This window comes from Idiomarina seosinensis (assembly GCF_003987275.1).
GTDB classification, from domain to species: domain Bacteria; phylum Pseudomonadota; class Gammaproteobacteria; order Enterobacterales; family Alteromonadaceae; genus Idiomarina; species Idiomarina seosinensis.
Genome location: NZ_PIQF01000002.1, coordinates 114,710 through 138,915, shown reverse-complemented (window position 1 = coordinate 138,915; position 24,206 = coordinate 114,710). Strand labels below are relative to the sequence as shown.

Annotated in this window: 17 protein-coding genes; 11 read left to right on the top strand and 6 right to left on the bottom strand. The window is 48.3% G+C overall.

Annotation, left to right across the window (positions count from 1 at the left end):
* Nucleotides 1-9: 9 nt before the first annotated feature.
* The 4 genes from CWI81_RS06970 to nadC all read right to left on the bottom strand — a co-directional run bounded on the left by CWI81_RS06970 (nt 10) and on the right by nadC (nt 3,816).
* Nucleotides 10-1,065 (bottom strand): type II secretion system F family protein, encoded by a 1,056-nt coding sequence (locus CWI81_RS06970; protein ID WP_126784596.1) that lies wholly within the window; start codon nt 1,063-1,065, stop codon nt 10-12.
* A complete protein-coding gene (locus tag CWI81_RS06965) occupies nt 1,058-2,383 on the bottom strand; it encodes a GspE/PulE family protein (RefSeq protein WP_198678654.1) in 1,326 nt (441 codons plus the stop codon). The genes CWI81_RS06970 and CWI81_RS06965 overlap by 8 nt, the downstream gene beginning before the upstream one ends.
* A gap of 18 nt (nt 2,384-2,401) precedes the next feature.
* Nucleotides 2,402-2,869, bottom strand: coding sequence for a pilin (locus tag CWI81_RS12880; protein WP_126784594.1), 468 nt, complete (start codon nt 2,867-2,869; stop codon nt 2,402-2,404).
* Nucleotides 2,870-2,943: 74 nt separating this feature from the next.
* Nucleotides 2,944-3,816, bottom strand: a complete 873-nt coding sequence (gene nadC / locus CWI81_RS06955; protein WP_126784593.1) for a carboxylating nicotinate-nucleotide diphosphorylase — start codon at nt 3,814-3,816, stop codon at nt 2,944-2,946.
* A gap of 66 nt (nt 3,817-3,882) precedes the next feature.
* Here nadC and ampD point away from each other — a divergent pair, with 66 nt between their 5' ends.
* The 11 genes from ampD (at nt 3,883) to CWI81_RS06900 (ending at nt 19,557) form a co-directional block, all read left to right on the top strand.
* Complete coding sequence (gene ampD / locus CWI81_RS06950; protein WP_126784592.1) at nt 3,883-4,431, top strand: 1,6-anhydro-N-acetylmuramyl-L-alanine amidase AmpD; 549 nt, start codon at nt 3,883-3,885, stop codon at nt 4,429-4,431.
* Between the two features lie 44 nt (nt 4,432-4,475).
* Entirely contained in the window at nt 4,476-5,312 is an 837-nt protein-coding gene (ampE, locus tag CWI81_RS06945; RefSeq protein WP_126784591.1) for a regulatory signaling modulator protein AmpE, read from the top strand.
* Nucleotides 5,313-5,445: 133 nt separating this feature from the next.
* On the top strand, nt 5,446-6,192 hold the full coding sequence (gene pdhR / locus CWI81_RS06940; RefSeq protein ID WP_126784590.1) for a pyruvate dehydrogenase complex transcriptional repressor PdhR: 747 nt from the start codon (nt 5,446-5,448) through the stop codon (nt 6,190-6,192).
* A 24-nt stretch (nt 6,193-6,216) separates the two neighbouring features.
* Entirely contained in the window at nt 6,217-8,889 is a 2,673-nt protein-coding gene (aceE, locus tag CWI81_RS06935) for a pyruvate dehydrogenase (acetyl-transferring), homodimeric type (protein ID WP_126784589.1), read from the top strand.
* Nucleotides 8,890-8,900: 11 nt separating this feature from the next.
* Entirely contained in the window at nt 8,901-10,688 is a 1,788-nt protein-coding gene (gene aceF / locus CWI81_RS06930) for a dihydrolipoyllysine-residue acetyltransferase (RefSeq protein ID WP_126784588.1), read from the top strand.
* 111 nt (nt 10,689-10,799) lie between these two features.
* Nucleotides 10,800-12,227, top strand: a complete 1,428-nt coding sequence (gene lpdA, locus CWI81_RS06925) for a dihydrolipoyl dehydrogenase (RefSeq protein ID WP_126784587.1) — start codon at nt 10,800-10,802, stop codon at nt 12,225-12,227.
* A 141-nt stretch (nt 12,228-12,368) separates the two neighbouring features.
* Nucleotides 12,369-12,656 (top strand): encapsulin-associated ferritin-like protein, encoded by a 288-nt coding sequence (locus CWI81_RS06920; protein ID WP_126784586.1) that lies wholly within the window; start codon nt 12,369-12,371, stop codon nt 12,654-12,656.
* A 19-nt stretch (nt 12,657-12,675) separates the two neighbouring features.
* Nucleotides 12,676-14,751: a M13 family metallopeptidase gene (locus tag CWI81_RS06915; RefSeq protein ID WP_126784585.1), complete on the top strand. Its 2,076-nt coding sequence runs from the start codon at nt 12,676-12,678 to the stop codon at nt 14,749-14,751.
* A 22-nt stretch (nt 14,752-14,773) separates the two neighbouring features.
* Nucleotides 14,774-15,115, top strand: coding sequence for a hypothetical protein (locus tag CWI81_RS06910; RefSeq protein WP_126784584.1), 342 nt, complete (start codon nt 14,774-14,776; stop codon nt 15,113-15,115).
* Between the two features lie 54 nt (nt 15,116-15,169).
* Nucleotides 15,170-16,438, top strand: a complete 1,269-nt coding sequence (locus CWI81_RS06905) for an efflux RND transporter periplasmic adaptor subunit (RefSeq protein WP_126784583.1) — start codon at nt 15,170-15,172, stop codon at nt 16,436-16,438.
* Entirely contained in the window at nt 16,438-19,557 is a 3,120-nt protein-coding gene (locus CWI81_RS06900; RefSeq protein ID WP_126784582.1) for an efflux RND transporter permease subunit, read from the top strand. The genes CWI81_RS06905 and CWI81_RS06900 overlap by 1 nt, the downstream gene beginning before the upstream one ends.
* A gap of 77 nt (nt 19,558-19,634) precedes the next feature.
* Here the strand turns inward: CWI81_RS06900 and CWI81_RS06895 are convergent, their stop codons facing one another.
* Nucleotides 19,635-22,223 carry a bifunctional aconitate hydratase 2/2-methylisocitrate dehydratase gene (locus CWI81_RS06895; RefSeq protein ID WP_126784581.1) on the bottom strand — a complete coding sequence of 863 codons (2,589 nt, stop codon included), beginning with the start codon at nt 22,221-22,223 and terminating at the stop codon, nt 19,635-19,637.
* 164 nt (nt 22,224-22,387) lie between these two features.
* On the bottom strand, nt 22,388-24,151 hold the full coding sequence (locus tag CWI81_RS06890) for a DUF885 domain-containing protein (RefSeq protein WP_126784580.1): 1,764 nt from the start codon (nt 24,149-24,151) through the stop codon (nt 22,388-22,390).
* Nucleotides 24,152-24,206: the final 55 nt, after the last annotated feature.

Below are 24,206 nucleotides of genomic sequence, written 5' to 3'. Positions count from 1 at the left end.
GAAAAAGTCCTAAGTAATGTGCTGACCCATGTTAAAAATGGGCAAATACATAGCTAATAGCAATAGCCCTATAATGCCCCCTAACAACAGCATCAGCAAGGGCTCTGCAAGGCTTGTTAATTGTTCGGCGCGGGCACTAAGTTGCGCACTTAAGTGAGTAGCCAGGTTTTTCATCATGTCGCTCATTAGCCCGCTTTGTTCGCCGGTTTTTAGGTACGCGGCGATTAACGGGTGATTAATACCCAAATGCTCAAACCCCTGACACCAACCTTCACCATTAGTAATTGATTGTTGCAATATTGTCAGCTGCTGTTGGGTTAAATAGCAATAACTGGATTGCTTAACCTGTTCAATGGCGCTCAGGGCCGGCATACCGGAGGCAAGTGTTAAACTCAACCGCAAGAAGATCTGTTGTAACCGAGATAACTCCAACAGCTTGCCGACCACAGGGAGTTTCAGTAAAAACGTTTGCCACAGTTTTGGTAGACGCATTTTAATGGCCGAAATAACCGCGATAGCTCCGCCGCTGACAACTAAAAGTTGTAAGCCGTAATGCTGTAACCAATCGGAACCAGCCAGTAAATAGCGAGTCAGCGCTGGCAGCTGGGTGTCTGCAAATAACGCGGTGAACTGAGGCAGCACCCAAATTAATAATAAAGCGCTGACGGCGATGGCGACGAACAACACGATTAAGGGATACCTTAACGCCTTCCGTAGTTGGTTGCGCTGGCGGTCAGACTGAAAAAACTCAATGGCTAAATTATCCAATACTTCCGGCAGTCGTCCGCTTTGTTCCGCTAAATCAAGATAGCCGGTTAACCCCTTAGGTAGCTTCAGCGGCAGTTGTCGCAAGCCGGAACTCATACTTTGTCCGTGTTCAATCGATTGGTGCATTGCGGTTAAACAGCGCAGCACTAGTGGCTGCCGGTATTGGGACTTTGCAATACTAAGTGCTGAACTTAGCGATAAGCCACTCCTTAATAACACCGCGAGCTGTTGTAAGGCGTCTACCAATAACTTTCGTTGTTGGTATGAGAAACCGCTTACCCTGGTTATCCTACTCATCGATTAATCGTCCTGCCTGAGCTCTGGAGGTTCTGCCCGCGGTTACGTGCTCGAGCGCATGTTGATATAGAGTTGGCAATTCTCGAGCCTGCAGGTACTTCGCTAAGTTGCTCGCCGTCAGAGTGCGGTTATGGCCTTGGTTAAGGCAGGGAATAACTTCAAATATAGCGAGCTGGCCCAAATAGCCATTGTCACATGAATGACAACCTTTTCCGCTGCAATTGCTGCACAACTTTCTGAGTAGTCGTTGGCTCATCAGTAATGATAATGCACTAAAAATTTCGTCTTCAGGCAAACCCAATGCTCGCAGTCGAACAATACTGTCGATAGCGCTATTGGTATGTAAAGTAGCCAATACCAAATGCCCCGTTTGTGCCGCCTGCAGAGCAACACGCGCCGTTTCTCCATCCCGAATCTCACCGACCAGTAATACATCCGGGTCTTGTCGTAAAAGAGTCTTCAGGATGCTGGCAAAAGTCAGCTGTCTACGTGGGTTAACGGGTACCTGGTTAATGCCGTCAAAGCGAATTTCGACGGGATCCTCAACCGTACATATATTTAATTCACGGGGGTTAAGCCGTTGTAGCATTGAATATAACGTCGAGGTCTTACCGCTGCCGGTAGGTCCGGTGACTAGAATAAGACCTTGCGACTGTTTTAACGCTTGTTCAATACAGAGTAGCTGTTGGCTGCTGAAACTGAGTTGTGAGAGCGAGGGTAATTTAGTCAGTGTGCCTAAACAGCGAATAACAATCTTTTCACCATTAATAACCGGGCAGCAGCTGACTCGAAAGTCGCGCGACTGTCCGTCTGTCGGTCGTGCAGAAAAACGGCCGTCCTGAGGCTGAAAATGTTCAGTGATATCTAAATCTGCCAGCACTTTAATACGCGCCGATAATTGCTTACCATGCTCAGAATTTAACTTAACCGCAGTAATTAACTGCCCGGCAATGCGCAAGCGTATGCGCCATTCGGACTGTTGAGGTTCCAGGTGAATGTCAGACGCCTGTTGTTGGAGACTGTACTCTAATAATTGCTGCAGCCACTGATTTATATCCTCGATAGAATCTGCCAGAGGGGTTGACGGCAGAGACTCTAAAGCCAGCAAATACAGAGGACTGTTGCTCAGTTGCTGCCAGAAGAAGCTGACGGTACTTTGTGTTAATCGCAGCGAGTCGGATATCGCAAGCAGAGTCATCTCGTCGCTATGGTGCAGTATGCATATCGACTGTTCCGGAATAGTTAATCCGGCAGCTAACTGGCTTTCCAGTGGCAGACGACTGCGAGGCAGGTTACGGCACTGCCCAAGATAGTGCATTGGCGATGTCATCAACGTTTAACGTGTTAGTTGTGACAGGCAGCCAGAGACAACCGTACGACCACCGGTATAATCAGAGCAGCTTAACTGCCAATTCAACATACCCTGCTGCAGTGTTGGAGTCAGTTGTACCTGTAATGGACCTGAATCCATTACTACATCGGCGAATTCAAGAGTTAGGCTGGCGTTATCGCTGACTAAAAACTGGCTAAGTTCGGCCGGCAGTGGGTTCGCGATATTAGGTAACCCCCGACTTCCGGGTTGGTTGCAGCGCGCTAAGCTTCCTTCGACCTGCCAGCATAAAGCAACCGCTAGCTGCATTGGCTGCGCGTGACGCAGGGCGCTGGTTACTTTGGCGCGCTGACTGTATTGCTGATAAGCGGGAATCGCCAATGAAGACAGGATAGCCATAATTGCAACTACCACCATTAGCTCAATGAGGCTAAAGCCTGCAGTGACTCGGCGTAACAAGTGGGTAATGTACATAGCAGCCTCTCACGCAAAAACCGCAACTATGGACGCTGATCACCGAGTCAGCAATTTTAAAAATATGTCAGTGATTAGCTAATACGCATCGACAGGTCAATGGCTGTGATGTGTTTGGTTAGTGCCCCGGAAGAAATAAAATCCACACCAGTGTCTTTAAGCTGGTGCAAACGGTCATCGGTTATGTTGCCCGAAACTTCAAGCTGGGCCGGACGCGATGACTGCTGGTTTTGAGTGACTGCCTGATTAATATCAGCCAAAGAAAAGTTATCGAGCATGACGATATCTGCTTGAGCCTGTAACGCCTGTCCAAACTCATCAAGGTTTTCTACTTCCACTTCTACTGGCTTTCCAGGATTAAGCTGCCGAGCGCGGTCAACAGCCTGACGAATACCACCGCATGCAGCAATATGATTTTCTTTAATCAGGTATGCGTCATATAAACCAATACGATGGTTCGTCCCGCCACCACAGCGGACGGCGTATTTTTGAGCCAACCGCAAGCCGGGGAGAGTTTTTCGAGTATCAAGTAGTCGAGTGTTGGAGCCGGCCAGCTTTTGTGTATAAAAAGCGGCTACTGTGGCCGTAGCCGACAGTGTCTGTAAAAAGTTAAGTGCGGTTCGCTCTCCGGTTAATAACGAACGGCTGGAGCCTGATAAGCGGCACAATACACTGTTCGCTTCCACCACCTGACCATCGCTCACTAGCCAGTCGATAGTTATTGAGCCATCAAGTTGTGCAAATACCTCGTTAACCCACGCCACCCCACAAACGGTCATAGACTCTCGGGTGATGATGGTCGCCTCGCTGTGGTTTTGTGAGTCAATTAGTTGAGCTGTTATGTCGAGGTTGGCATCAATAGCGGACAAGTCTTCTTTTAGCGCTAACGAAACTTGATGCTTAAGCGAAAGAAGTTCTTGTTGTGAAAGAGACAAAACCGGATCCATGAAAGCTTTACCTTTGTCGGAGCAATGACGATACTAGGGGGCAAACTTTACCTGTTTGTGTGAGCGGTGAAAAGACATAGTATTAAAAACCATTGTTTAAATGGTGCGCGATTTGTGGCGTCACCTCATTACGATGCGCGACCGGATGCTGAAGATATCAATTTATTGGTTATCCATTGCATCAGTTTGCCGGAAGGCGAATTTGGCACTCCATACGTCGAGCAGCTGTTTAAAGGGACGTTAGATACGACCGCGGGTAGTGGCTTTGAGCCGCTTGCCGGATTACGCGTTTCCGCTCACTTGGTTATCCGGCGTGACGGGCAGCTTGAGCAGTACGTTCCGTTTAACCAGCGTGCATGGCATGCGGGCGTTTCAAGCTACTGTGGGCGCAGACGTTGTAACGATTATAGTATCGGCATAGAATTGGAAGGTACCGACACCAGTGAGTATACCGAGCAGCAATATCAACAGTTGGCAGCTGTGAGCCGGACCTTATTGGCGGAATATCCGAAACTGACTCGGCAACGTATCGTCGGGCACGAACATATTGCAAGAGGTCGAAAAACCGATCCAGGTACTGGCTTTAATTGGTCATATTATTTGACCAATTTATAACAAGCCCATAACCAGCTAACGAAAAGTTAGTTAAGGGAGAGATTATGATTCTCATTGCTCTGTTAGTAGCTCTGAGCATAGAACGAGTTGTTCACTTGCCGGCATTCTGGCACCTGGACTTTTACCTCTCGCGCTGGGTGCAGTGGAGTCAGGAAAAGTTACAGTCGTCCAGCCATAAAAATAAGTTAGAGCATCCGCTGGTACAATTGCTGTGGCTCTTGATCCCGGCAATCCTGGCAGGCTTATTGGTCAGTTGGCTCGATCACCTGTTGGTTACCTTTATATGCGGCATCATTGCTTTACTTATTAGTGTCAGCTGTCAGCCTGCACGGCAAGCTTATAAATGTTATTTAAAAGCAGCCAACAAAGGTGATGCTGACGCGGTCGAGGAGCATAAAAAGTCACTGCAACAGTTGGCCGGACACGATCAAGACATAGCGATTGAAGATACGGTTAGCTGGTTAAACTACCAATACTATGTCGCGGTTATTTTCTTCTACGTCGCCTTCGGTGTATTTGGAGCGCTGGCGTATGCTTCAATTCGATTAGCTGATTCCCATTACCGTGAAACCTTTAACCGGTTGCCTCTGTGTCGGTTACGCTGGGCGATTGACTTTATTCCGGTGCGCTTAACTGGGTTGGGTTTGTTACTGGTAGGTAACTTTTCGCAGGCACTGCCAACCTGGTTGCAGTCGCTGGGAGACTTTTCCACGCCGAGTCATGAGATACTGGCAAAGCTGACGGATAAAGCGGAAGATTTACCACACCATCCGGATGACAAAACCGATGCGGTTACTAAACAGCTAGAGCTGATGAAGCGTCAGCAAATAGCCTGGCTCTGTGTTATCGCGGTGCTGACTTTATGGGGTGGACTGCATTAACTTAACGGCAGTTTAAAGGTCCTACCAGCGCAAAAAAATTTGGGTTGTCTGCTAATTTCCTTTAGAATATTTGCACACTTTGGTCAGACCAATTTACCTAAAGTGTCATTTTATTATTAGACTGAGGGCGTTAATGCCGATACAGCAAATTAAAGTTGCCAAAATATCCGATCAAATTGTCGCTGAAATAGAAGCGATGATTGTCGATGGTCGCTTTTCTGCTGGGCAAAAGCTTCCCTCTGAGCGCGATCTGTCGCAACGCTTCCAAGTGTCCCGTCCATCTTTGCGGGAAGCAATTCAAAAATTAGAAGCGAAAGGCTTAGTTGATCGACGTCAGGGCGGCGGAACCTACATTACCGATAGCTTGAATGACAAAGTCACCACGCCGTTATTTGAACTGCTGGCAAAACATCCAGAGTCGCAATTTGACTTGCTGGAGTTTCGTCATGCGTTAGAAGGGATCTCGTCATTTTATGCGGCTCTTCGTGGCACCGACGCCGATCTGGATCGGATAAAGATTAGTATCAATAGCATAATGGAAACCCAGTCAGATGATATTCACCATCAAGTTGATGCCTTGGTGAATTTTTATCTGCGAATTGCGGAAGCTTCTCATAATGTGGTGTTGCTGCATGTGGTGCTGGGAATGCAAGAGCTATTGGCCGAGAATATCAAACAAAATTTACAAATTCTGGCTCAGAACCCCGGGGTTTTAGAGCAATTGAATCAACACCGTTCGCAAATAGCGAAAGCTATTGTTAACGGCAAACCGGAGCAAGCGCGGGATGCGTGTCACCAACATTTGTCCTATATTGAACAGGCGTTGTTGGAAATGACAAAAGAGCAATCACGTATTCAACGGTCGCTGCGTCGTTCCTGAATAATTTAAGGGTAAGGAATAGTTATGAGTGAAGAACTGAACAAAGATGTTGATCAGCAGGAAACCCAGGAGTGGCTTGACGCTCTGGAAGGGGTTCTGGACGCTGAAGGTCCCGAGCGCGCCCACTTCTTGTTGGAACAATTAATCGATAAAGCACGCCGAAATGGTGCTTATTTGCCGTACCGCCCGACCACTTCTTATTTAAATACTATTCCGGCCAGTCAAGAACCGACCATGCCGGGCAACCAGACCATGGAATCGCGCATACGCTCAGCAATCCGTTGGAACGCGGTAATGATGGTATTACGCGCGTCTCAAAAGGGTGAAGAGCTTGGCGGCCATATTGCCAGTTTCGCGTCATCGGCGATGCTGTATGACGTTGGCTTTAATCACTTTTTCCGGGCGCCTAACGAAAAAGACGGCGGCGATTTCTTATTTATTCAAGGGCACGCTTCACCGGGCATTTATGGTCGAGCATTTATTGAAGGACGCTTGACCGAAGAGCAGCTCAATAACTTCCGTCAGGAAGTTGAAGGAAAAGGCCTGCCTTCTTATCCGCACCCGAACTTGATGCCTGATTTTTGGCAGTTCCCAACCGTGTCGATGGGCTTAGGTCCAATACAGGCAATTTATTTGGCCCGGTTCCTTAAGTATTTAACCGACCGCGGTATCAAAGATTGCTCGAATCAACGCGTATATTGCTTCTTGGGTGACGGTGAAACCGACGAGCCGGAAAGCTTAGGCGCGATCAGTCTGGCGTCTCGGGAAGAATTGGACAACCTTACCTTTGTGATTAACTGTAACTTGCAGCGCTTGGACGGTCCGGTTCGTGGTAATGGTAAAATCATTCAGGAACTGGAAGGTACCTTCCGTGGTGCAGGCTGGGAAGTGATCAAAGTTATTTGGGGACGTTATTGGGACCCACTGCTATACCGGGATACTGAAGGTAAACTGCGCCAATTGATGGAAGAAACCGTTGACGGTGATTATCAAAACTTTAAAGCCAAAGGTGGCAAATACACCCGCGAAAACTTCTTTGGAAAATACCCAGAAACCGAAGAGATGGTAGCGAACCTGTCTGATGAAGATATTTGGCGCTTAAATCGTGGTGGTCACGATCCGGTGAAGGTATATTCCGCTTATCACAAAGCCGCGAATACCGAAGGTCGGCCACAGGTTATTTTGGCTAAAACGGTTAAAGGCTACGGTATGGGCGCAGCCGGTGAGGGTAAAAATATTGCTCACCAGGTTAAGAAAATGGACATGGGCGCGATCAAACATCTGCGTGACCGTTTTAATATTCCGTTCAAAGACGAAGAACTGGAAGATCTGCCTTACTACAAGTTCGATGATGAAAGCGACGAAATGAAGTACATGAAAGAACGTCGTGATTCGTTAGGCGGTTACATGCCCGTGCGTCGAAAAGAGAGTGACGTAGAGCTTGAATTGCCAGCATTGAAAGCATTTGATGCGGTGTTGAAAGGCTCTGGTGATCGCGAAATATCGTCAACTATGGCTTTTGTACGAGTGCTGACGGCGCTGTTAAAAGATAAGAAAATTGGTAAGCGGATTGTGCCGATCATTCCGGACGAAGCGCGTACCTTTGGTATGGAAGGTTTGTTCCGTCAGGTCGGTATTTATGCTCACCATGGACAAAAGTATACCCCTCAGGATGCCGATCAGGTTGCCTACTATCGTGAGGACAAAAAAGGTCAGGTTATTCAGGAAGGTATCAACGAGCTTGGTGCAATGGCTTCATGGGTAGCCGCTGGTACCAGTTACTCGCTGAATAATGAACCGATGATTCCGTTCTACATTTATTATTCAATGTTCGGCTTCCAGCGCGTTGGTGACTTAGTCTGGGCAGCAGGCGACAGCCAGACCCGAGGCTTCCTGATTGGTGGTACTGCAGGACGAACCACGCTTAACGGTGAAGGTTTGCAGCATCAGGATGGGCACAGCTTAGTTCACTTTGGGACTGTGCCTAACTGTATTAGCTATGACCCAACTTATGGCTATGAGATTGCGGTAATAGTACATGACGGCCTTAAGCGCATGTTTGGCGACCAGGAAAATGTGTTTTATTACCTGACGGTAATGAATGAGAATTACCATCAGCCGGAAATGCCGGAAGGTGTTGAAGAAGGCATCCTCAAAGGTATTTACGTACTTGATAACGTCAAGTCTAAGAAAAAAGCCAAGGCTGATGTTCAGTTGCTCGGTAGCGGAACCATCTTAGAGCAGGTGCGTGAAGCTGCGACTATTTTGGCGACTGACTATGACGTTAATTCAACCGTGTACAGCGTTACCTCGTTTAACGAGTTAGCCCGCGACGGTCTCGATACGGATCGCCACAATATGCTGAATCCGGAAAAAGATCCGAAAGAAGCTTATATCACCAAAGCCATGAAAAAAGCGAAAGGCCCAGCTGTGGCAGCGACGGATTACATGAAACTATACGCCGATCAGGTTCGGGCCTGGGTGCCAACTTCTTATCGAGTGCTTGGTACTGACGGCTTTGGTCGTTCAGACAGCCGCGCTAATCTGCGTAAGCACTTTGAAGTGAACCCACATTACATTGTGGTCGCAGCGCTAAAAGAGTTGGCGGATGCCGGTGATATCGATAAGAAAGTGGTGGCGAAAGCGATCAAAGACTTCGATATCGATGTTGAAAAACTTAACCCACGTAACGCATAAGGAGAACTGAGATGGCCGATACAATCGAACTCAAAGTCCCGGACGTGGGCGGTGAAGAAGTCGAAGTCATAGAAATTTTGGTCAGCGAAGGCGACACCATCGAGCAAGAAGATGGTGTAGTCACCGTCGAAAGCGATAAAGCGTCGATGGACATCCCGGCGTCCTCCGGCGGCAAAATTGTCGAGTTAAAGGTGAAAGAAGGCGATACCATCAGTGAAGGCGACGTGCTGGCGGTGATCGAAGCCGCCGGCGAGTCAGATGATGCTGATGACTCCGGCGATGACTCTGCTGACGACACACAGGCTTCTGAGGAAGAAACCTCTGAAGAATCTGAGAAAACGGAAGCAGAAGACGACAACGACGATGCGGATGACGAGGATGAAGGCAAGTCCGACGAACCGTCTAAGTCATCAGGCTCTGGCGAGTCAAAAGTGATTGATGTCGAAGTGCCGGACATCGGTGATGAAGAAGACGTTGAAATTATTGAAGTACTGGTCTCGAAAGGCGACTCGGTTGCTAAGGAAGACGGTCTTATAACGTTAGAGACTGACAAAGCGACCATGGACGTACCCTGTCCGGATGACGGTGACATTGTCGAAATGTTGGTGAAAGAGGGCGACAAAGTGTCGCAGGGTTCTGTTATCGCCAAGCTTAAAGTGGCAGGTGACTCAGGCTCAGCGGATGACTCAGCAGAAGAAGCTCAAGAGAGTAAAGAAAGCAAGGAAAGCAAAAAAGACACCGAAAAAAGCGACTCGAAAGATAAAGACGATAAATCTGCCTCAAAAAGTGACAGTGATGATTCATCGTCAAGTAAAGCGAGTGGTGAGCGCCAGCCTCCGGTGCCCGATCATCCGACGGAGCGCAAAGATAAACATACGATTCACGCATCACCAGCTGTGCGTCGCGTAGCCCGCGAATTTGGTGTCGATTTGTCAGAAGTGAAAGGTAATGGCCCCAAAGGTCGTATTCTGAAAGAAGACGTGCAGGATTACGTCAAGTATGAACTGTCTCGTCCAAAAGCGGTTGCCGGAGCTACCGGGCAAGGCGGCGGTGGGCTGCAAGTTATCGATGCGCCTAAAGTTGACTTTAGTAAGTTTGGCGATGTTGAAGAAGTCAAATTATCGCGTATTCAGCGTAAATCAGGACCTAATCTGCATCGTAATTGGGTCACCATTCCGCACGTTACACAGTTTGACGAAGCCGATATAACCGAGCTTGAGAACTTCCGTAAAGCAGAAAACGAAGTTGCGAAGAAACAAGAGCTGGGCTTTAAAATCACGCCGCTGGTATTCATCATGAAAGCATGTGCTAAAGCGTTGCGTGAATTCCCAACCTTTAACTCGTCGTTGTCGGAATCTGGTGAGTCACTGTACATGAAGAAATATGTACATATCGGGATTGCCGTAGATACGCCGAATGGTCTTGTGGTGCCGGTTATCCGTGATGTTGATAAAAAAGGCATTTATGAGTTGTCGGAAGAGCTGGTCGAAATAAGCTCTAAAGCGAGAGACGGCAAACTTAAAGCCGCGGACATGCAAGGCGGCTGTTTCTCAATTTCTAGTCTGGGTGGTATCGGTGGTACTGCATTTACGCCAATTGTTAATGCGCCCGATGTGGCTATCTTAGGTGTCTCTCGTAACGAGATGAAGCCTAAGTGGAATGGTAAAGAGTTCGAGCCAAGGCTGACTCTGCCGCTATCACTGTCGTACGATCATCGAGTGATAGACGGTGCCGAAGCAGCACGCTTTACTGCCTACCTAAGCCGGGTGTTAGGCGACATTAGAAAATTGGTGCTTTAAGCACCAATTTGGGCAGGAAATACCAAACAATTCGCGCTACAATAGCGCCACTATTAGCGTTGACTGACCGCAGCCGGTGGCTCAACTGGCTGGGACAAAAAAGGGGTTAACATGAGCGACAAAATTAAAACACAGGTAGTAGTGTTAGGTTCAGGCCCGGGCGGCTATTCGGCTGCCTTTCGTGCGGCTGACTTGGGTCTTGACGTTGTTTTGATTGAACGTTACAGCACCTTAGGCGGCGTCTGCCTTAATGTGGGCTGCATCCCGTCAAAAGCACTATTGCATATGACCAAGCACATCGAAGAAGCTCAGCATCTAGCGGCAGAAGGGATTGAGTTCGGTGAGCCAAAAATCGATCTGGATAAGCTGCGCAAACACAAAGAAAAAGTGGTTGGGCAGTTAACCGGTGGTCTTAACCAGATGTCGAAAATGCGTAAAGTGAAAGTCGTTAATGGTTACGGTAAATTCACTGGCAGCAACACCATTAAAGTAGAAGGTGACGACGGTGATAGCGAAGTCGAGTTTGATAACGCAATTGTCGCCGCTGGCTCACAAGCCATCAAGTTACCGTTTATTCCACATGACGACGACCGTGTGTGGGACTCTACCGATGCACTAGAACTTAAAGAAATTCCAGAGAAAATGCTGTTGTTAGGCGGTGGCATTATTGCACTGGAAATGGGGCAGGTATATAGCTCGCTAGGTTCTAAAGTTGATGTTGTCGAAATGACAGACCAGCTGGTTCCACCAGCAGACGCTGACATTATTAAAAGCTTTAACAAACAGGTTAAAGGTCGCTTCGAAAAGGTTATGTTGAGCACGAAAGCAACTAATGTCGAAGCTAAGAAAGACGGAATTTATGTAACCTTCGAAGGCAAAAATGCGCCTGAAAAGCCAGTTAAATACGACGTGGTTCTGGTCGCTGTTGGGCGAGCGCCAAACGGCAACAAAATTGACGCTGACAAGGCTGGCGTTAAGGTTGACGACCGTGGCTTCATTAATGTTGATAGCCAGATGCGTACTAACGTTGACCACATTTTCGCGATTGGCGACATCGTTGGACAGCCAATGCTCGCGCATAAAGGTGTGCACGAAGGCCATGTAGCAGCAGAGGTTATTTCTGGTAAAAAACACTTCTTTGAGCCGAAAGTTATTCCGTCAATCATGTACACCAATCCTGAAGTGGCTTGGGCAGGTTTGACCGAAAAAGAGGCCAAAGAGCAGGGCATCGAATATGATGCGGTAACATTCCCATGGTCAGCATCCGGTCGCGCGATTGCATCAAATGCACAGCAAGGTATGACTAAGCTAATCTTTGATAAAAACAACCGTATTATCGGTGGCTCTATGTGCGGCACTAACGCCGGCGAGCTGCTTGGTGAGGTTTGTTTGGCTATCGAAATGGGCTGTGATGCGGAAGATATCGCCTTAACTGTGCATGCTCACCCAACCTTGCATGAGTCGGTTGGTTTAGCGGCAGAAGTTCATGAAGGTTCGATTACTGATATGCCAAATCCAAAGGCGAAAAAGAAGAAGTAATTAATCGTTACTGATTCTTTACAAGTAAATCATCATTAAAACGGCTGTATTCATCGCGAATACAGCCGTTTTTCTTTGCGTGTTGCTTAACAATGCGATAATTTTAACAAGTTAACTAAATTGCAAAACAAGGAGTTCTCTATGGCAAACGAGGGATACCACGAACCGTATGAACTTCTGTCGGATGAAACGCGCGATATGCATCGGGCAATTATTTCATTGATGGAAGAGCTCGAAGCCGTTGATTGGTATAACCAACGCATTGATGTGTGCAAAGACGACGAGCTAAAAGCTGTGCTTATCCATAATAGAGACGAAGAAAAAGAGCACGCTGCGATGATGCTTGAGTGGATTCGCCGCAAAGATCCTAAGTTTGATGATGAGCTCAAAGACTATTTGTTTACCGACAAAACGCTAAAACACGACTAGAACAATAAAGGTAAAAACGATGAAATTAAAATTAGCGACAGTAGCCGCCAGCGTTTCTATGGCGCTAGCCTTAACGGCCTGTTCACCGCAACAATCACAGAATGAATCCAATCAACAAGCAACCTCAGAAGAACAGCAACAGCAGTTGCCGTCAGGTGTTGTTTTGGAAAACTTTGATCACAGCGTAAAGCCACAGGATGACCTGTATCAGCACGTAAATGGCGCCTGGATTGATCGTACCGAAATCCCATCGGACAGGTCATCGATCGGCTCTTTCTACGACTTGCGTCAGCAAAACCAAAAACGCTTGCGCGACATTATCGAGAAAGCGGCGGCGTCGAATCCTGAACCCGGTTCGAGCGAAAGGAAAGTGGGCGACTTCTTTAACGCCTATATGGACGTTGAGACCTTAAACGAACTGGGCGCTAAGCCAATTGCCAGCGATTTAGATGCGATTGCCGCGTTGGATAGCCACTCAGCGGTCGCGGAACACATGGCACGAATGACACGCCAAAGTGTTTCCATGCCATTTGCATTTTATGTTTACCCTGACGCGAAAGATCCACAAACCAATGCAATGTACGTATCGCAATCAGGTTTAGGCCTTCCAGACCGGGATTACTACCTGAAAGACGATGAAAAATTTGAAGAATTTCGTGAAGCCTATACAGAATACGCTGCCGATGTACTGGAGATGGCGGGTGTTGAGGATGCTGGAGAAGCCGCTGAACGAATTCTTGAGTTGGAAACGAAACTTGCTGAAGTTCAGTGGTCTCGTGTTGAAAGCCGTAACGCCGATAAAACCTATAATAAGAAGTCAGCGGGCGAAGTGGCCGAACTGATGGGTGAGTTTGACTTTGCCAGTTGGGTGAATGCAGCTGATCTTGGTAAAGTCGAGGAAATGGTTATTCGTCAACCCTCCTATTTCGAGAACTTCGGAGCGATGTTCAGCGATGTTGACCTGCAGACCTGGAAGGACTACATGAGCTTCCGTATGGTTAACGATGCGGCTTCTATTTTAAGCGAAGACTTTGCCGAACGGCGCTTCGAATTTTATGGAAAAACGTTGCGTGGCACACCGGAACAAGAACCCCGCTGGAAACGTGGAGTTGATGCTACGGACAGTATTCTTGGCGAGGTTCTGGGCCAAGTCTATGTTAAAGAATACTTCCCGCCTGAAGCCAAAACCAAAATGGAATCATTGATCGAAAACCTGCGCGTAGCCTATGCAGAATCGATTAAGAATCTGGAGTGGATGACCGACGAAACCAAAGAAAAAGCATTGGGTAAGTTGGCTAAATTTGATCCTAAAGTTGGTTACCCGAACGAATGGCGTGACTATAGCGATTTACAAATTTCCGCAACTGATCTGGTAGGCAACTATAAAGCCTATGCTGAATTCAACTATCAGGAAGAGATCGCTAAAATTGGTGGTCCAGTCGATGAGGAAGACTGGGGCATGACGCCGCAGACGGTTAACGCCTATTACAGCCCGGTGCGCAACGAAATTGTATTCCCTGCGGGCATTTTACAGCCTCCATTCTTCGATATGGACGCAGAAATGGCGGTTAACTATGGCGGCATTGGTGCTGTAATTGGCCATGAAATGGGCCACGGTTTTGATGACCAGGGGTCTAAGTATGATGGCGACGGCAACCTTGAAAGCTGGTGGACCGAAGCCGACCGTGAAGCGTTCGATAAACGCGGTCAAAAACTGTCGGAGCAATTCAGCGCGTATGAACCTATCGAGGGTTTAAATATTAAAGGTGACTTAACTCTGGGTGAGAACATTGGTGACCTGGCCGGTTTAACCATCGCTTATGATGCCTACCTGCAGTCGTTGAACGGCGAATCATCACCTAAGATTGATGGCTTTACCGGCGAACAACGTGTGTTTATCGGCTGGGCACAGGTCTGGCGCGGTAAATATCGTGAAGACGCGATCCGTGAACAGGTAATGAGCGATCCGCATTCGCCTGCTGAGTACCGGGTTAACGGTACTGTGGTTAACGTTCCGGCCTTTTATGAAGCCTTTGACGTTACCGAAGGCGACGAGCTTTACGTAGCGCCTGAAAATCGTGTGACCATTTGGTAATGGTTTTGCTATACTGATTGGCATGAAAGCACTAACGGTCATTCTGACATTTATAGTAACGCTGCTGGCAGGGAGCTTCTCTCTGCCAGCAGCGCACGCTATGCCGATGTCAGATACCGTTAGTTCTGTTGCCGCTCATGAGTGTTGTGATGAACAACAAAGTCAGCAGGAAGCGACACCCTGTGAGCAGGAAAGCTCATTTTGCCAACATTGTGAACAACACTGTGCTGGCCAAATTGGCTTAGTGAATAAGCTCTCCCCCTGGTTGTCTCAAGCAACCGAATCATTAACGAGTAAATCCTTAGCGACTCTATTAAAGCGCAGCGAGCGCTTAATTCGTCCTCCCAAACCACTATTTGCTTAACCGATTAAATGCCTGAATAGGCGCCCTGGTTTCTAAGTAAAGGTGGATCTATCCATGAAATTGTATATCTATGCAGTATTGGTGCTGCTATTAGCTGTTGCTTTTGTTCAACCCGTGCAGGCACTGCAGGATCATAGCGAACATCAGCACTCAGCCGACCCGTCTGACGAGCAGACCCAGTATGTTTGTCCGATGCACAGCCAAATTGTCAGAGATGAGCCTGGAACCTGCCCCATCTGTGGTATGGATCTGGTTAAAAAGGAACCCAGTAAAAGGGTAAGTTCCGAAGGAGCGCCATCACCTGAGTTTACGGTTAACCAGCAGCAACAGCAGGCAATTCGGGTGACGACGGCTCAGGTAAAACGTAAGACATTACAGCCACAGTTATCCGCTCAGGCGCAGGTTAATTGGCAGCAGTCTGCCCAATATCATGTGCATTCGCGTGCAGAGGGTTGGGTCGAACAGCTGTATGCTGATATCGAAGGTCAATGGGTAGAAAAGGGTGAGAAACTATACCGGGTCTATGCGCCCGATTTAGTGGTTGCGCAAGATGACTATCTACAGTTACTGGACTCGTTGACGGAAGTCGGCGATCAACAAAGCCAACAGTCATTTAAGCGTCGGGGTCGACAGCGGCTGCAACTGTTGGGGATGACCGAACAGCAGATTGAACAGCTTGAACAGAGTCGGCAATCCCAGTATGAAGTTGACTATTACGCACCAAAAGCAGGCTACTTGACCAACCTCAACATTCAACAAGGCATGTATGTTAATCCAGGCCAGGAACTGATGACAATTAGTGGTGATCAAGGATTGTGGTTCTTGCTGGATATCCCCGTACGCTATGCGGATCAGGTGAAAGTGGGGCAAATGGCGCATGTCAGCTCGGACCAAGTCGATGGCCACTGGATGAATCGGATTGACTATATATATCCAAAAATGGATGAGCAAACCCAGACCTTAACCGCAAGGGTTCCGGTTAGTGACTCGATAAATCGATTAAGAGAGGGTTTATGGGCAACGGCGCATGTTGAGCTGGCCGAGATTGAAGATGCGCTGACTATTCCGGTAGCAAGCTTGATCCAGACGGCGCAAAACAATCGCGTCGTTGTACAGACCAGTGAACAGGCGTTTGCGGTACGCGAAATAAAAACAGGCCTACGAGTCGGTGATGAAATAGAAGTAAAAAGCGGTTTAAGTGCTGGTGAGCGGGTAGTGACCAACGGCCAGTTTTTACTGGATTCGGAAGCGTCGTTACAAGGGCTGCAACCAAACGCAGACAAGCAGCCTGAAATGAGCACCCACGACCACGGGAGTCACTAATGCTAGCGCGAATTATTCAAGCGTCATTACGAAACCCTTTATTAGTGATTGTCCTGTTCGCGGCATTAACTTTTTTAGCCTGGCAATCATTACAACGCACTAAATTGGATGCGATTCCTGATCTTTCGGATGTTCAGGTTATCATCAAGACCAATTATCCGGGTCAAGCGCCCGCGGTGGTTGAGGAACAAGTTACCTATCCACTATCCAGTGTGATGCTGTCGGTTCCTAAGACCGAATCAGTGCGCGGTTTCTCTTTTTTTGGTGACTCTTACGTTTACGTCATTTTCGAAGAAGGAACGGACCCATACTGGGCACGCAGCCGCGTTATTGAATACCTGGATCAGGCTCAAAGTCAGTTGCCCGAACAAGTTCAACCCAGCCTTGGTCCCGACGCTACCGGCGTTGGTTGGATTTTTCAGTACGCGCTGGTCGACAACTCGGGGCAAAAAAATCTTGGCGAATTAACACGCCTGCAAAATTGGTTCTTGCAACAAGAGCTACAAAGCGTCGATGGTGTCGCTGAAGTCGCTCGGGTCGGCGGTATGGTTGAAACCTATCAAGTGGTTATTGATCCCGCGAAGCTACGCCAATACCAATTAACGCTTGATGATATAGAGACGAGTATAGAGCAGGCAAATGCCGAGGTTGGCGGTTCCGTGGTCGAAATGGCGGAAGCCGAATACATGGTCAGGGGCCTTGGTTACCTGCAGTCACTCGACGATTTAAGAGAGTTACCGGTATTGCCAAACAGCCCTGCTAACCGCTCGCAGCAACAGGGAGTCATTTTACTCGAAGATATTGCGACGGTACGGATTGGTCCGCAGGTTCGTCGTGGTGTGGCTGAGCTAGACGGTGAAGGCGAGGTTGTCGGTGGTATTATCGTTATGCGCTATGGCGCCAATGCGTTGCAAACCATCGAACGGGTAAAAAATAAACTGAAGCAATTGCAGCAAGGTTTACCGCAAGGCGTAGAAATTGTGACAACGTACGACCGCTCGCAGTTGATTCAAGCATCTGTGGATAACTTAACCAGTAAGTTACTGGAAGAAATGGCCCTAGTGGCGATTGTCTGTGTGCTATTCCTTTGGCATGCGCGCTCAGCGTTGGTTGCGGTCATCAGTTTACCGTTGTCCGTATTGTTCGCTATCTGGGTTATGAATGGACTCGGTATTAGTGCCAACATCATGAGTCTGGGCGGTATTGCGATTGCCATCGGTGCGTTAGTCGATGCGGCTATTGTTATGATCGAAAATGCACACCGACATTTATACAAGCACCAACAACATTCTGGCGAAGTCGTAAAAGGCGCGCAGCGTTGGCGTATTATTACCGACGCCTGTCGCGAAGTAGGGCCCTCTTTATTTTTCTCACTGCTGGTGATAACGGTGAGCTTTATTCCGGTGTTCGCATTGCAAGGCCAGCAAGGGCGCCTTTTTGAGCCGTTAGCCTACACCAAAACACTGGCTATGGGGGCGGCCGCTATCTTAGCGATTACGCTTATTCCGGTGCTAATGGGTCTGCTGGTGCGAGGCAAAATACCTGCTGAGAATAAAAACCCTCTGACTGCCTTTTTGATTTGGCTTTACCGGCCGTTGCTCAATTTTACCTTGGGCTGGCCAAAACTGATTATTGTGCTCGCTATCGGACTAACCGCCAGCGCCTGGTATCCATTAAAGAACCTGGATACGGAACTGATGCCGCCCTTGTACGAAGGCGACTTAATGTATATGCCAACGACATTGCCCGGCATCAGTGTTAATGAAGCCTCGGACTTGCTGCAGCAAACCGACGCACTGATTGCGGAGCATCCGCAAGTAGAGCGTGTTTTTGGTAAAGTCGGACGGGCCGATACCGCAACCGACCCCGCCCCGTTAACCATGATTGAAACCAGCATTACTCTGACTCCGGAATCGGAATGGCCAGAAGGTAAGACGGTCGACGATGTGATTGCCGAGCTGGAGCAACAAGTTCAGGTGCCCGGCGTGACAAATGCCTGGGTTATGCCGATCCGTACCCGTATTGAGATGCTTGCGACCGGGGTTAAAACGCCGCTGGCGATAAAGGTCAGCGGGGCTGATTTTCAGCAGCTGCAGCAGGTTGCTACCCGTATCGAGGGCACTTTGGGTGAACACTCTGCGACCGGTTCAGTGATTGCTGAGCGGGCAGCCGCTGGACGTTATATCGAAATAACACCCAACTTGCGGGCCGCCGCGCGTTTTGGATTGAGTCAGGCGGATATTCAGCAACATATCACTACGGCAATTGGTGGCAGTAATATTGCTATTTCCGTGCAGGGGAATGAACGCTTCCCTATTAACTTACGTTACCCACGCGTCGACCGCGATCATCTGAGTAAGCTTACGGAGCTACCAATACGCAGTGATAGTGGCAAATGGCTAACCTTAGCTGACGTCGCCTCGGTTGAGTTGACGCAGGGTCCAGCGCTGCTGAAAAGTGAAAATGCCCGGCCCAGTAGTTGGATCTTTATCGAGCCGGCGGCTGGAGTGAGTGTTGCTAATTATATTGAGCAAGTTTCCCCGCTGCTGTCGGAGATTGAGCTGCCAACAGGCTATAACTGGAGCTGGACAGGTCAGTATGAGGCAATGCAACAAGTAGAGAGCGATTTGCAGGAAATCATCCCGTTAACGTTAGCGGTAATCGTTATTTTGTTGTATCTGACCTTTCGTTCGATGAGTCAGGCGCTACTGGTTATTGCTACATTGCCATTGGCGCTAACCGGAAGCCTGTGGTTGCTATTCTGGCTAGATTATAACCTGTCACTGGCGGTTGTCGTTGGTATGATTGCTCTAGCCGGAGTGGCGGCGGAGTTTGGCGTGGTCATGCTACTCTACTTAAACAATGCCTGGAAAGGAGTTGGCGAAGATAAGCAGCAGCTTGTAGCTGCGATTGAGGAAGGCGCCTTATTGCGAGTCAGGCCAAAGGCAATGACCGTTGCAACGATTATCATTGGTTTATTGCCGATTATGTTAGGTAGTGGTATTGGTAATGAAGTGATGCAACGCATTGCGGCGCCGATGGTTGGCGGCATGATCCTGGCACCGCTGGTCTCAATGCTATTAATCCCCGCCGTGTTCTATCTGCGCCACAAACGGTAGCGTGCGTCCCTGACGCACGCTGTTTTTAGCAGACATAAAAAAAGCTCCCGGTTGGGAGCTTTTTACTATCGGGCAAATTAAGCCACGTTAATGGTTGGAATGATATTTTCCTTAGCGGCCTTTTCGGCGCTGCGGAAGGCATCCATTTGGTCAAAGTTTAGATACTTATAAACTTCACCCGCCATGGCATTGATGTCTTGTGCGTACTCCATATATTCCTGTGGAGTCGGCAGCCGACCGATAATAGCACCAACCGCGGCCAATTCCGCTGAGGTTAAGTAAACGTTAGCACCGTCGCCTAAACGATTCGGGAAGTTACGAGTCGAGGTTGATAGTACGGTTGAATTAGGCTCAACACGCGCCTGGTTACCCATGCACAGTGAACAACCCGGCATCTCTGTACGCACACCGTTACGCTCATAAATGTCGTAGTAACCTTCGGTTTCTAACTGCGCTTTATCCATCTTAGTTGGCGGCGCAATCCACAACCGTGTGTTCAGTGGGTCAGAGTTCTTCTCCAACAGTTTACCGGCAGCACGGAAGTGACCGATGTTGGTCATACAAGAACCAATGAATACTTCGTCTACTTTATCACCGGCAACTTCGCTTAAGAACTTAGCGTCATCCGGATCGTTCGGGCAACAGACGATTGGCTCTTTAATTTCGTCCAGGTCAATTTCGATAACTTCTGTGTACTCAGCATCTTTATCAGCACGAGTAAGCTCTGGGTTTGCTAACCAATCTTCCATTTTGCGAGCACGGCGCTCGAGTGTGCGCGCGTCACCATAGCCTTCGTTGATCATCCAACGCAACATGGTAATGTTTGAGCGTAGGTACTCAGCCACAGACTCTTCTGACAGGTTAATAGTACAACCCGCGGCAGAGCGCTCTGCAGACGCATCAGAAAGTTCGAAAGCTTGTTCTACGGTTAAGTGTTCAAGACCTTCAATCTCCAGGATTCGGCCGGAAAATGCGTTTTTCTTGCCGCGCTTCTCAACCGTTAACAGACCTTCCTTGATAGCGAACGCAGGAATGGCATGAACCAAGTCACGCAGGGTAATACCTGGCTGCATTTTGCCTTTAAAGCGAACCAGTACGGATTCTGGCATATCCAATGGCATTACGCCGGTTGCTGCCGCAAAGGCTACTAAGCCAGAGCCAGCCGGGAATGAGATGCCTAGTGGGAAACGCGTATGTGAGTCACCGCCAGTACCGACAGTATCGGGCAACAGCATACGGTTCAACCAGCTGTGAATGATTCCGTCGTTAGGACGTAACGAGACACCACCGCGGTTCATAATAAAATCAGGTAATGTGTGCTGTGTTTCTACATCGACCGGCTTTGGATAAGCAGAGGTATGACAGAAAGACTGCATCACTAAATCGGAATTAAAGCCCAGGCAAGCCAGGTCTTTTAATTCGTCACGAGTCATTGGCCCGGTGGTATCCTGAGAGCCTACGGTCGTCATTTTCGGCTCTACGTATGTTCCCGGACGAACGCCTTCCATACCACAAGCCTTACCGACCAGCTTTTGTGCCAGACTGTAGCCTTTATTGCTGTCTTCTGGCTGCTCTGGAGTAAGGAATAAATCGCTGTGGCCTAAACCGAGTGACTCACGGGCCTTACTGGTTAAGCCACGACCGATAATCAAATTGATTCGACCGCCAGCACGAACTTCGTCGAGAATGACTCGCGAGGCGTAGTCATACTCAGCGACGATCTCGCCTGCTTCATTTTCGATTTTTCCTTGGTAAGGGTAAATCGTAATGATATCGCCCATTTCAATTTTATCGACGTCGGCTTCAAATACTAAGGCACCGGCATCTTTCATGGTGTTAAAAAAGATCGGTGCAACTTTACCGCCAATGCAGATACCACCGGCACGTTTGTTAGGCGTTCCTGGCATATCTTCGCCAATGTTCCATAACACCGAGTTGGTCGCTGATTTCCGCGAAGAGCCAGTGCCGACCACGTCGCCGACAAAAGCCACCGGGTGGCCTTTCTGTTTTAACTCGTCAATCTGCTTACCGGCGTCGGTGATGCCTTCGCGTGGCATTTTATACATCGCTTTAGCATGCAGTGGAATATCAGGCCGTGACCAGGCATCAGGCGCTGGTGATAAATCATCGGTATTGGTCTCGCCGGTCACTTTAAAGACGGTTGCTGTAATGCTGTCCGCCAATTTGTCACGGCTGGTAAACCATTCTGCATCTGCCCACGACTGGACTACTTCTTTAGCCAGTGTATTGCCAGCTTTCATTTTCTCTTCCACGTCGTGGAAGGCGTCGAACATTAGTATCGTGTGCTTTAACTCTTCGGCAGCAAGCTCGGCGAGCTCTTCATCATCAAGCAACTCAACCAGTGTTACTATGTTATAGCCACCGTGCATGTTACCCAGTAACTTCACCGCGTCTTGTTTGCTAATAACAGGGCTGTTGATTTCACCTTTTACTAACGCACTCAAAAAGCCCGCTTTAACATAAGCTGCTTCGTCAACACCCGGTGGTACGCGTTCAGCCAGTAGTTCAACTAAAAACTGTTCTTCACCAGCTGGCGGGTTTTTTAGCAACTCAATTAAGTCTGCGACTTGCTCGGCGGTTAGTGGTTTTGGAGGGATCCCCTCTGCGGCACGTTCTTCGACGTGCTGGCGATATTCATTAAGCACTCGTAATACCTCTTATTTGCTTGCATCGAATGATGGCGGTTCACTAGTGGCGCGCATTATACGGATTTTGCTGGCAAATGCCCATGGCATTGAGGTATTCGGGTAATAAATAGGGTGAATGGCCAGTAACGTGCGTTTAGCACGTTACTGGTTTCAGGAGCGATTTATTGTTGTTTTTGTTGTTTAATCCAGTCGTTAATGTGTGCCTCTAAAATATCGAGCGGCACACTGCCATTTTCTAAAATAGCATCGTGGAATTCGCGGATATCAAAATCATTACCTAACTGTTCCTCGGCATTCGTGCGTAGCCGTTTTATGGTTAACTCGCCTAATTTATAGGACAACGCTTGTCCCGGCCAAGTGATGTAACGATCAATTTCGGTGGTTACGTTGTGCAAAGACAGCGCTGTGTTGTCCGCCATAAAGTCTATGGCTCGCTGCCGGCTCCAGCCCATCGCATGCATTCCGGTATCAACGACTAACCGAGCGGCCCGCCACATTTCATAACTTAGCCGGCCAAAATCACTGTATGGGTCTTGGTAGAAACCTGCCTCGATACCAAGGTATTCCGAATACAGTCCCCAGCCTTCACCAAATGCTGAAATATAGGTCTGCTGCCGATATTCAGGAACATCTTTCATTTCGCCAGCCAACGCATTTTGTAGATGGTGGCCTGGAACTGCTTCGTGCAGAGTCAGGGCTTCCATTTGATACAATGGGCGACGATCGAGGGCGTAGGTATTGACCCAGTAGAAGCCAGCGCGATCGTCACGATTCGAGCCACTGTAGCGGCCGGTAGTGTATTTAGGAGCTATCTCGGCAGGGACCGGAGCGACACCGTATGGTTTGCGAGGCAGAGTCTTAAATAAGCCAGGCAATTTACCATCCATCTTCTTGGAAATATAAGCAGCTTCTTTTAGCAGTTCTTCCGCAGTTTCCGGGTAAAACTGTTCGTCAGTTCTTAAAAACTCAACAAACTCATCAAAATTACCGTCAAACCCTGATTCCTCGATAACTTCCAGCATTTCGGCACGGATTCGGGCAACTTCTTGTCGTCCAATTTGATGAATTTCGGAGGCGCTTAAGTCGGTTGTGGTGTAGTGTTCAATACGGTTTTTGTAAAACGCATCGCCGTTTGGCAGTGCAGATGCTCCAACCGTCTCGCGAGAACTTGGTAAGTACTCACCAACCATAAAGCTAAAGTAGCTGTCGTAAGCAGGCATTATTTGCTCATCAATGATTTGCTTAGCTTGCTCTTTCAATTCTTGCCAGTTGTCGTCGTCAACAAATTTTGGCTGGCGCTCAAAGGGATCAAAGAAGACGCTGTCTTCGGCATCCTGCACAATATAAGCAAGAATACTCTCTTCAAACCCGGCCATTGCTGCCTGAGGCTGGGTGTAACCTTGCTCAATAGCCTCTCTTAACCAATTAACCTGCTGTTTCATATAACGGTTAACGGTACTCAGTTTGGCGATGTAATCAAGATAGTCCTGCTTTTCTGCAAAACGTGTGTAGCTTGGCAAAAAGGCAAGCCGACTGTGAAATGAGCCTTCGGCAGTAAGCGGCATCAGGTGAGCTTTAAATCGGTAGTTATCCACTTTGTTTTTAACCACATAATGAATCATTGCGTGATTAATACGGTCTTGTTTGGATAGCTGCTCTACGGCTATTGCGTCTAGCTTTTCAAGCCATTGGCTATCACGCTGGTAGCGTTGTTCAAGCGCTTCTGGCGACATGTCATCCAGGGCGGTATCATCAGACTCGGACAACGTCTCCCAGATGCTATCGGCTAACTGATGAAACTGCTCCGATTGTGAGCTAGCCGTTACCGCGTTATTGTTAGTTGTTTGAACAGTAGACGTATTATTCGGTTGAGTGGCACAAGCGGCCAGTGACATAACCGCTAAAGCGATAATCGTTTTACGCATAAATTTTCCTTGCGAAGCAGTGGTACGTACAGGCATTCTATAATGCCTGCAGTGA

Excerpts from the sequence above, each read along its gene's own strand:
- CWI81_RS06970 (WP_126784596.1), bottom strand. The coding sequence starts at position 1,065 with ATGAGTAGGATAACCAGGGTAAGCGGTTTCTCATACCAACAACGAAAG.
- CWI81_RS06965 (WP_198678654.1), bottom strand. The coding sequence starts at position 2,383 with ATGCACTATCTTGGGCAGTGCCGTAACCTGCCTCGCAGTCGTCTGCCA.
- CWI81_RS12880 (WP_126784594.1), bottom strand. The coding sequence starts at position 2,869 with ATGTACATTACCCACTTGTTACGCCGAGTCACTGCAGGCTTTAGCCTC.
- nadC (WP_126784593.1), bottom strand. The coding sequence starts at position 3,816 with ATGGATCCGGTTTTGTCTCTTTCACAACAAGAACTTCTTTCGCTTAAG.
- ampE (WP_126784591.1), top strand. The coding sequence starts at position 4,476 with ATGATTCTCATTGCTCTGTTAGTAGCTCTGAGCATAGAACGAGTTGTT.
- pdhR (WP_126784590.1), top strand. The coding sequence starts at position 5,446 with ATGCCGATACAGCAAATTAAAGTTGCCAAAATATCCGATCAAATTGTC.
- aceE (WP_126784589.1), top strand. The coding sequence starts at position 6,217 with ATGAGTGAAGAACTGAACAAAGATGTTGATCAGCAGGAAACCCAGGAG.
- aceF (WP_126784588.1), top strand. The coding sequence starts at position 8,901 with ATGGCCGATACAATCGAACTCAAAGTCCCGGACGTGGGCGGTGAAGAA.
- lpdA (WP_126784587.1), top strand. The coding sequence starts at position 10,800 with ATGAGCGACAAAATTAAAACACAGGTAGTAGTGTTAGGTTCAGGCCCG.
- CWI81_RS06920 (WP_126784586.1), top strand. The coding sequence starts at position 12,369 with ATGGCAAACGAGGGATACCACGAACCGTATGAACTTCTGTCGGATGAA.
- CWI81_RS06915 (WP_126784585.1), top strand. The coding sequence starts at position 12,676 with ATGAAATTAAAATTAGCGACAGTAGCCGCCAGCGTTTCTATGGCGCTA.
- CWI81_RS06910 (WP_126784584.1), top strand. The coding sequence starts at position 14,774 with ATGAAAGCACTAACGGTCATTCTGACATTTATAGTAACGCTGCTGGCA.
- CWI81_RS06905 (WP_126784583.1), top strand. The coding sequence starts at position 15,170 with ATGAAATTGTATATCTATGCAGTATTGGTGCTGCTATTAGCTGTTGCT.
- CWI81_RS06900 (WP_126784582.1), top strand. The coding sequence starts at position 16,438 with ATGCTAGCGCGAATTATTCAAGCGTCATTACGAAACCCTTTATTAGTG.
- CWI81_RS06890 (WP_126784580.1), bottom strand. The coding sequence starts at position 24,151 with ATGCGTAAAACGATTATCGCTTTAGCGGTTATGTCACTGGCCGCTTGT.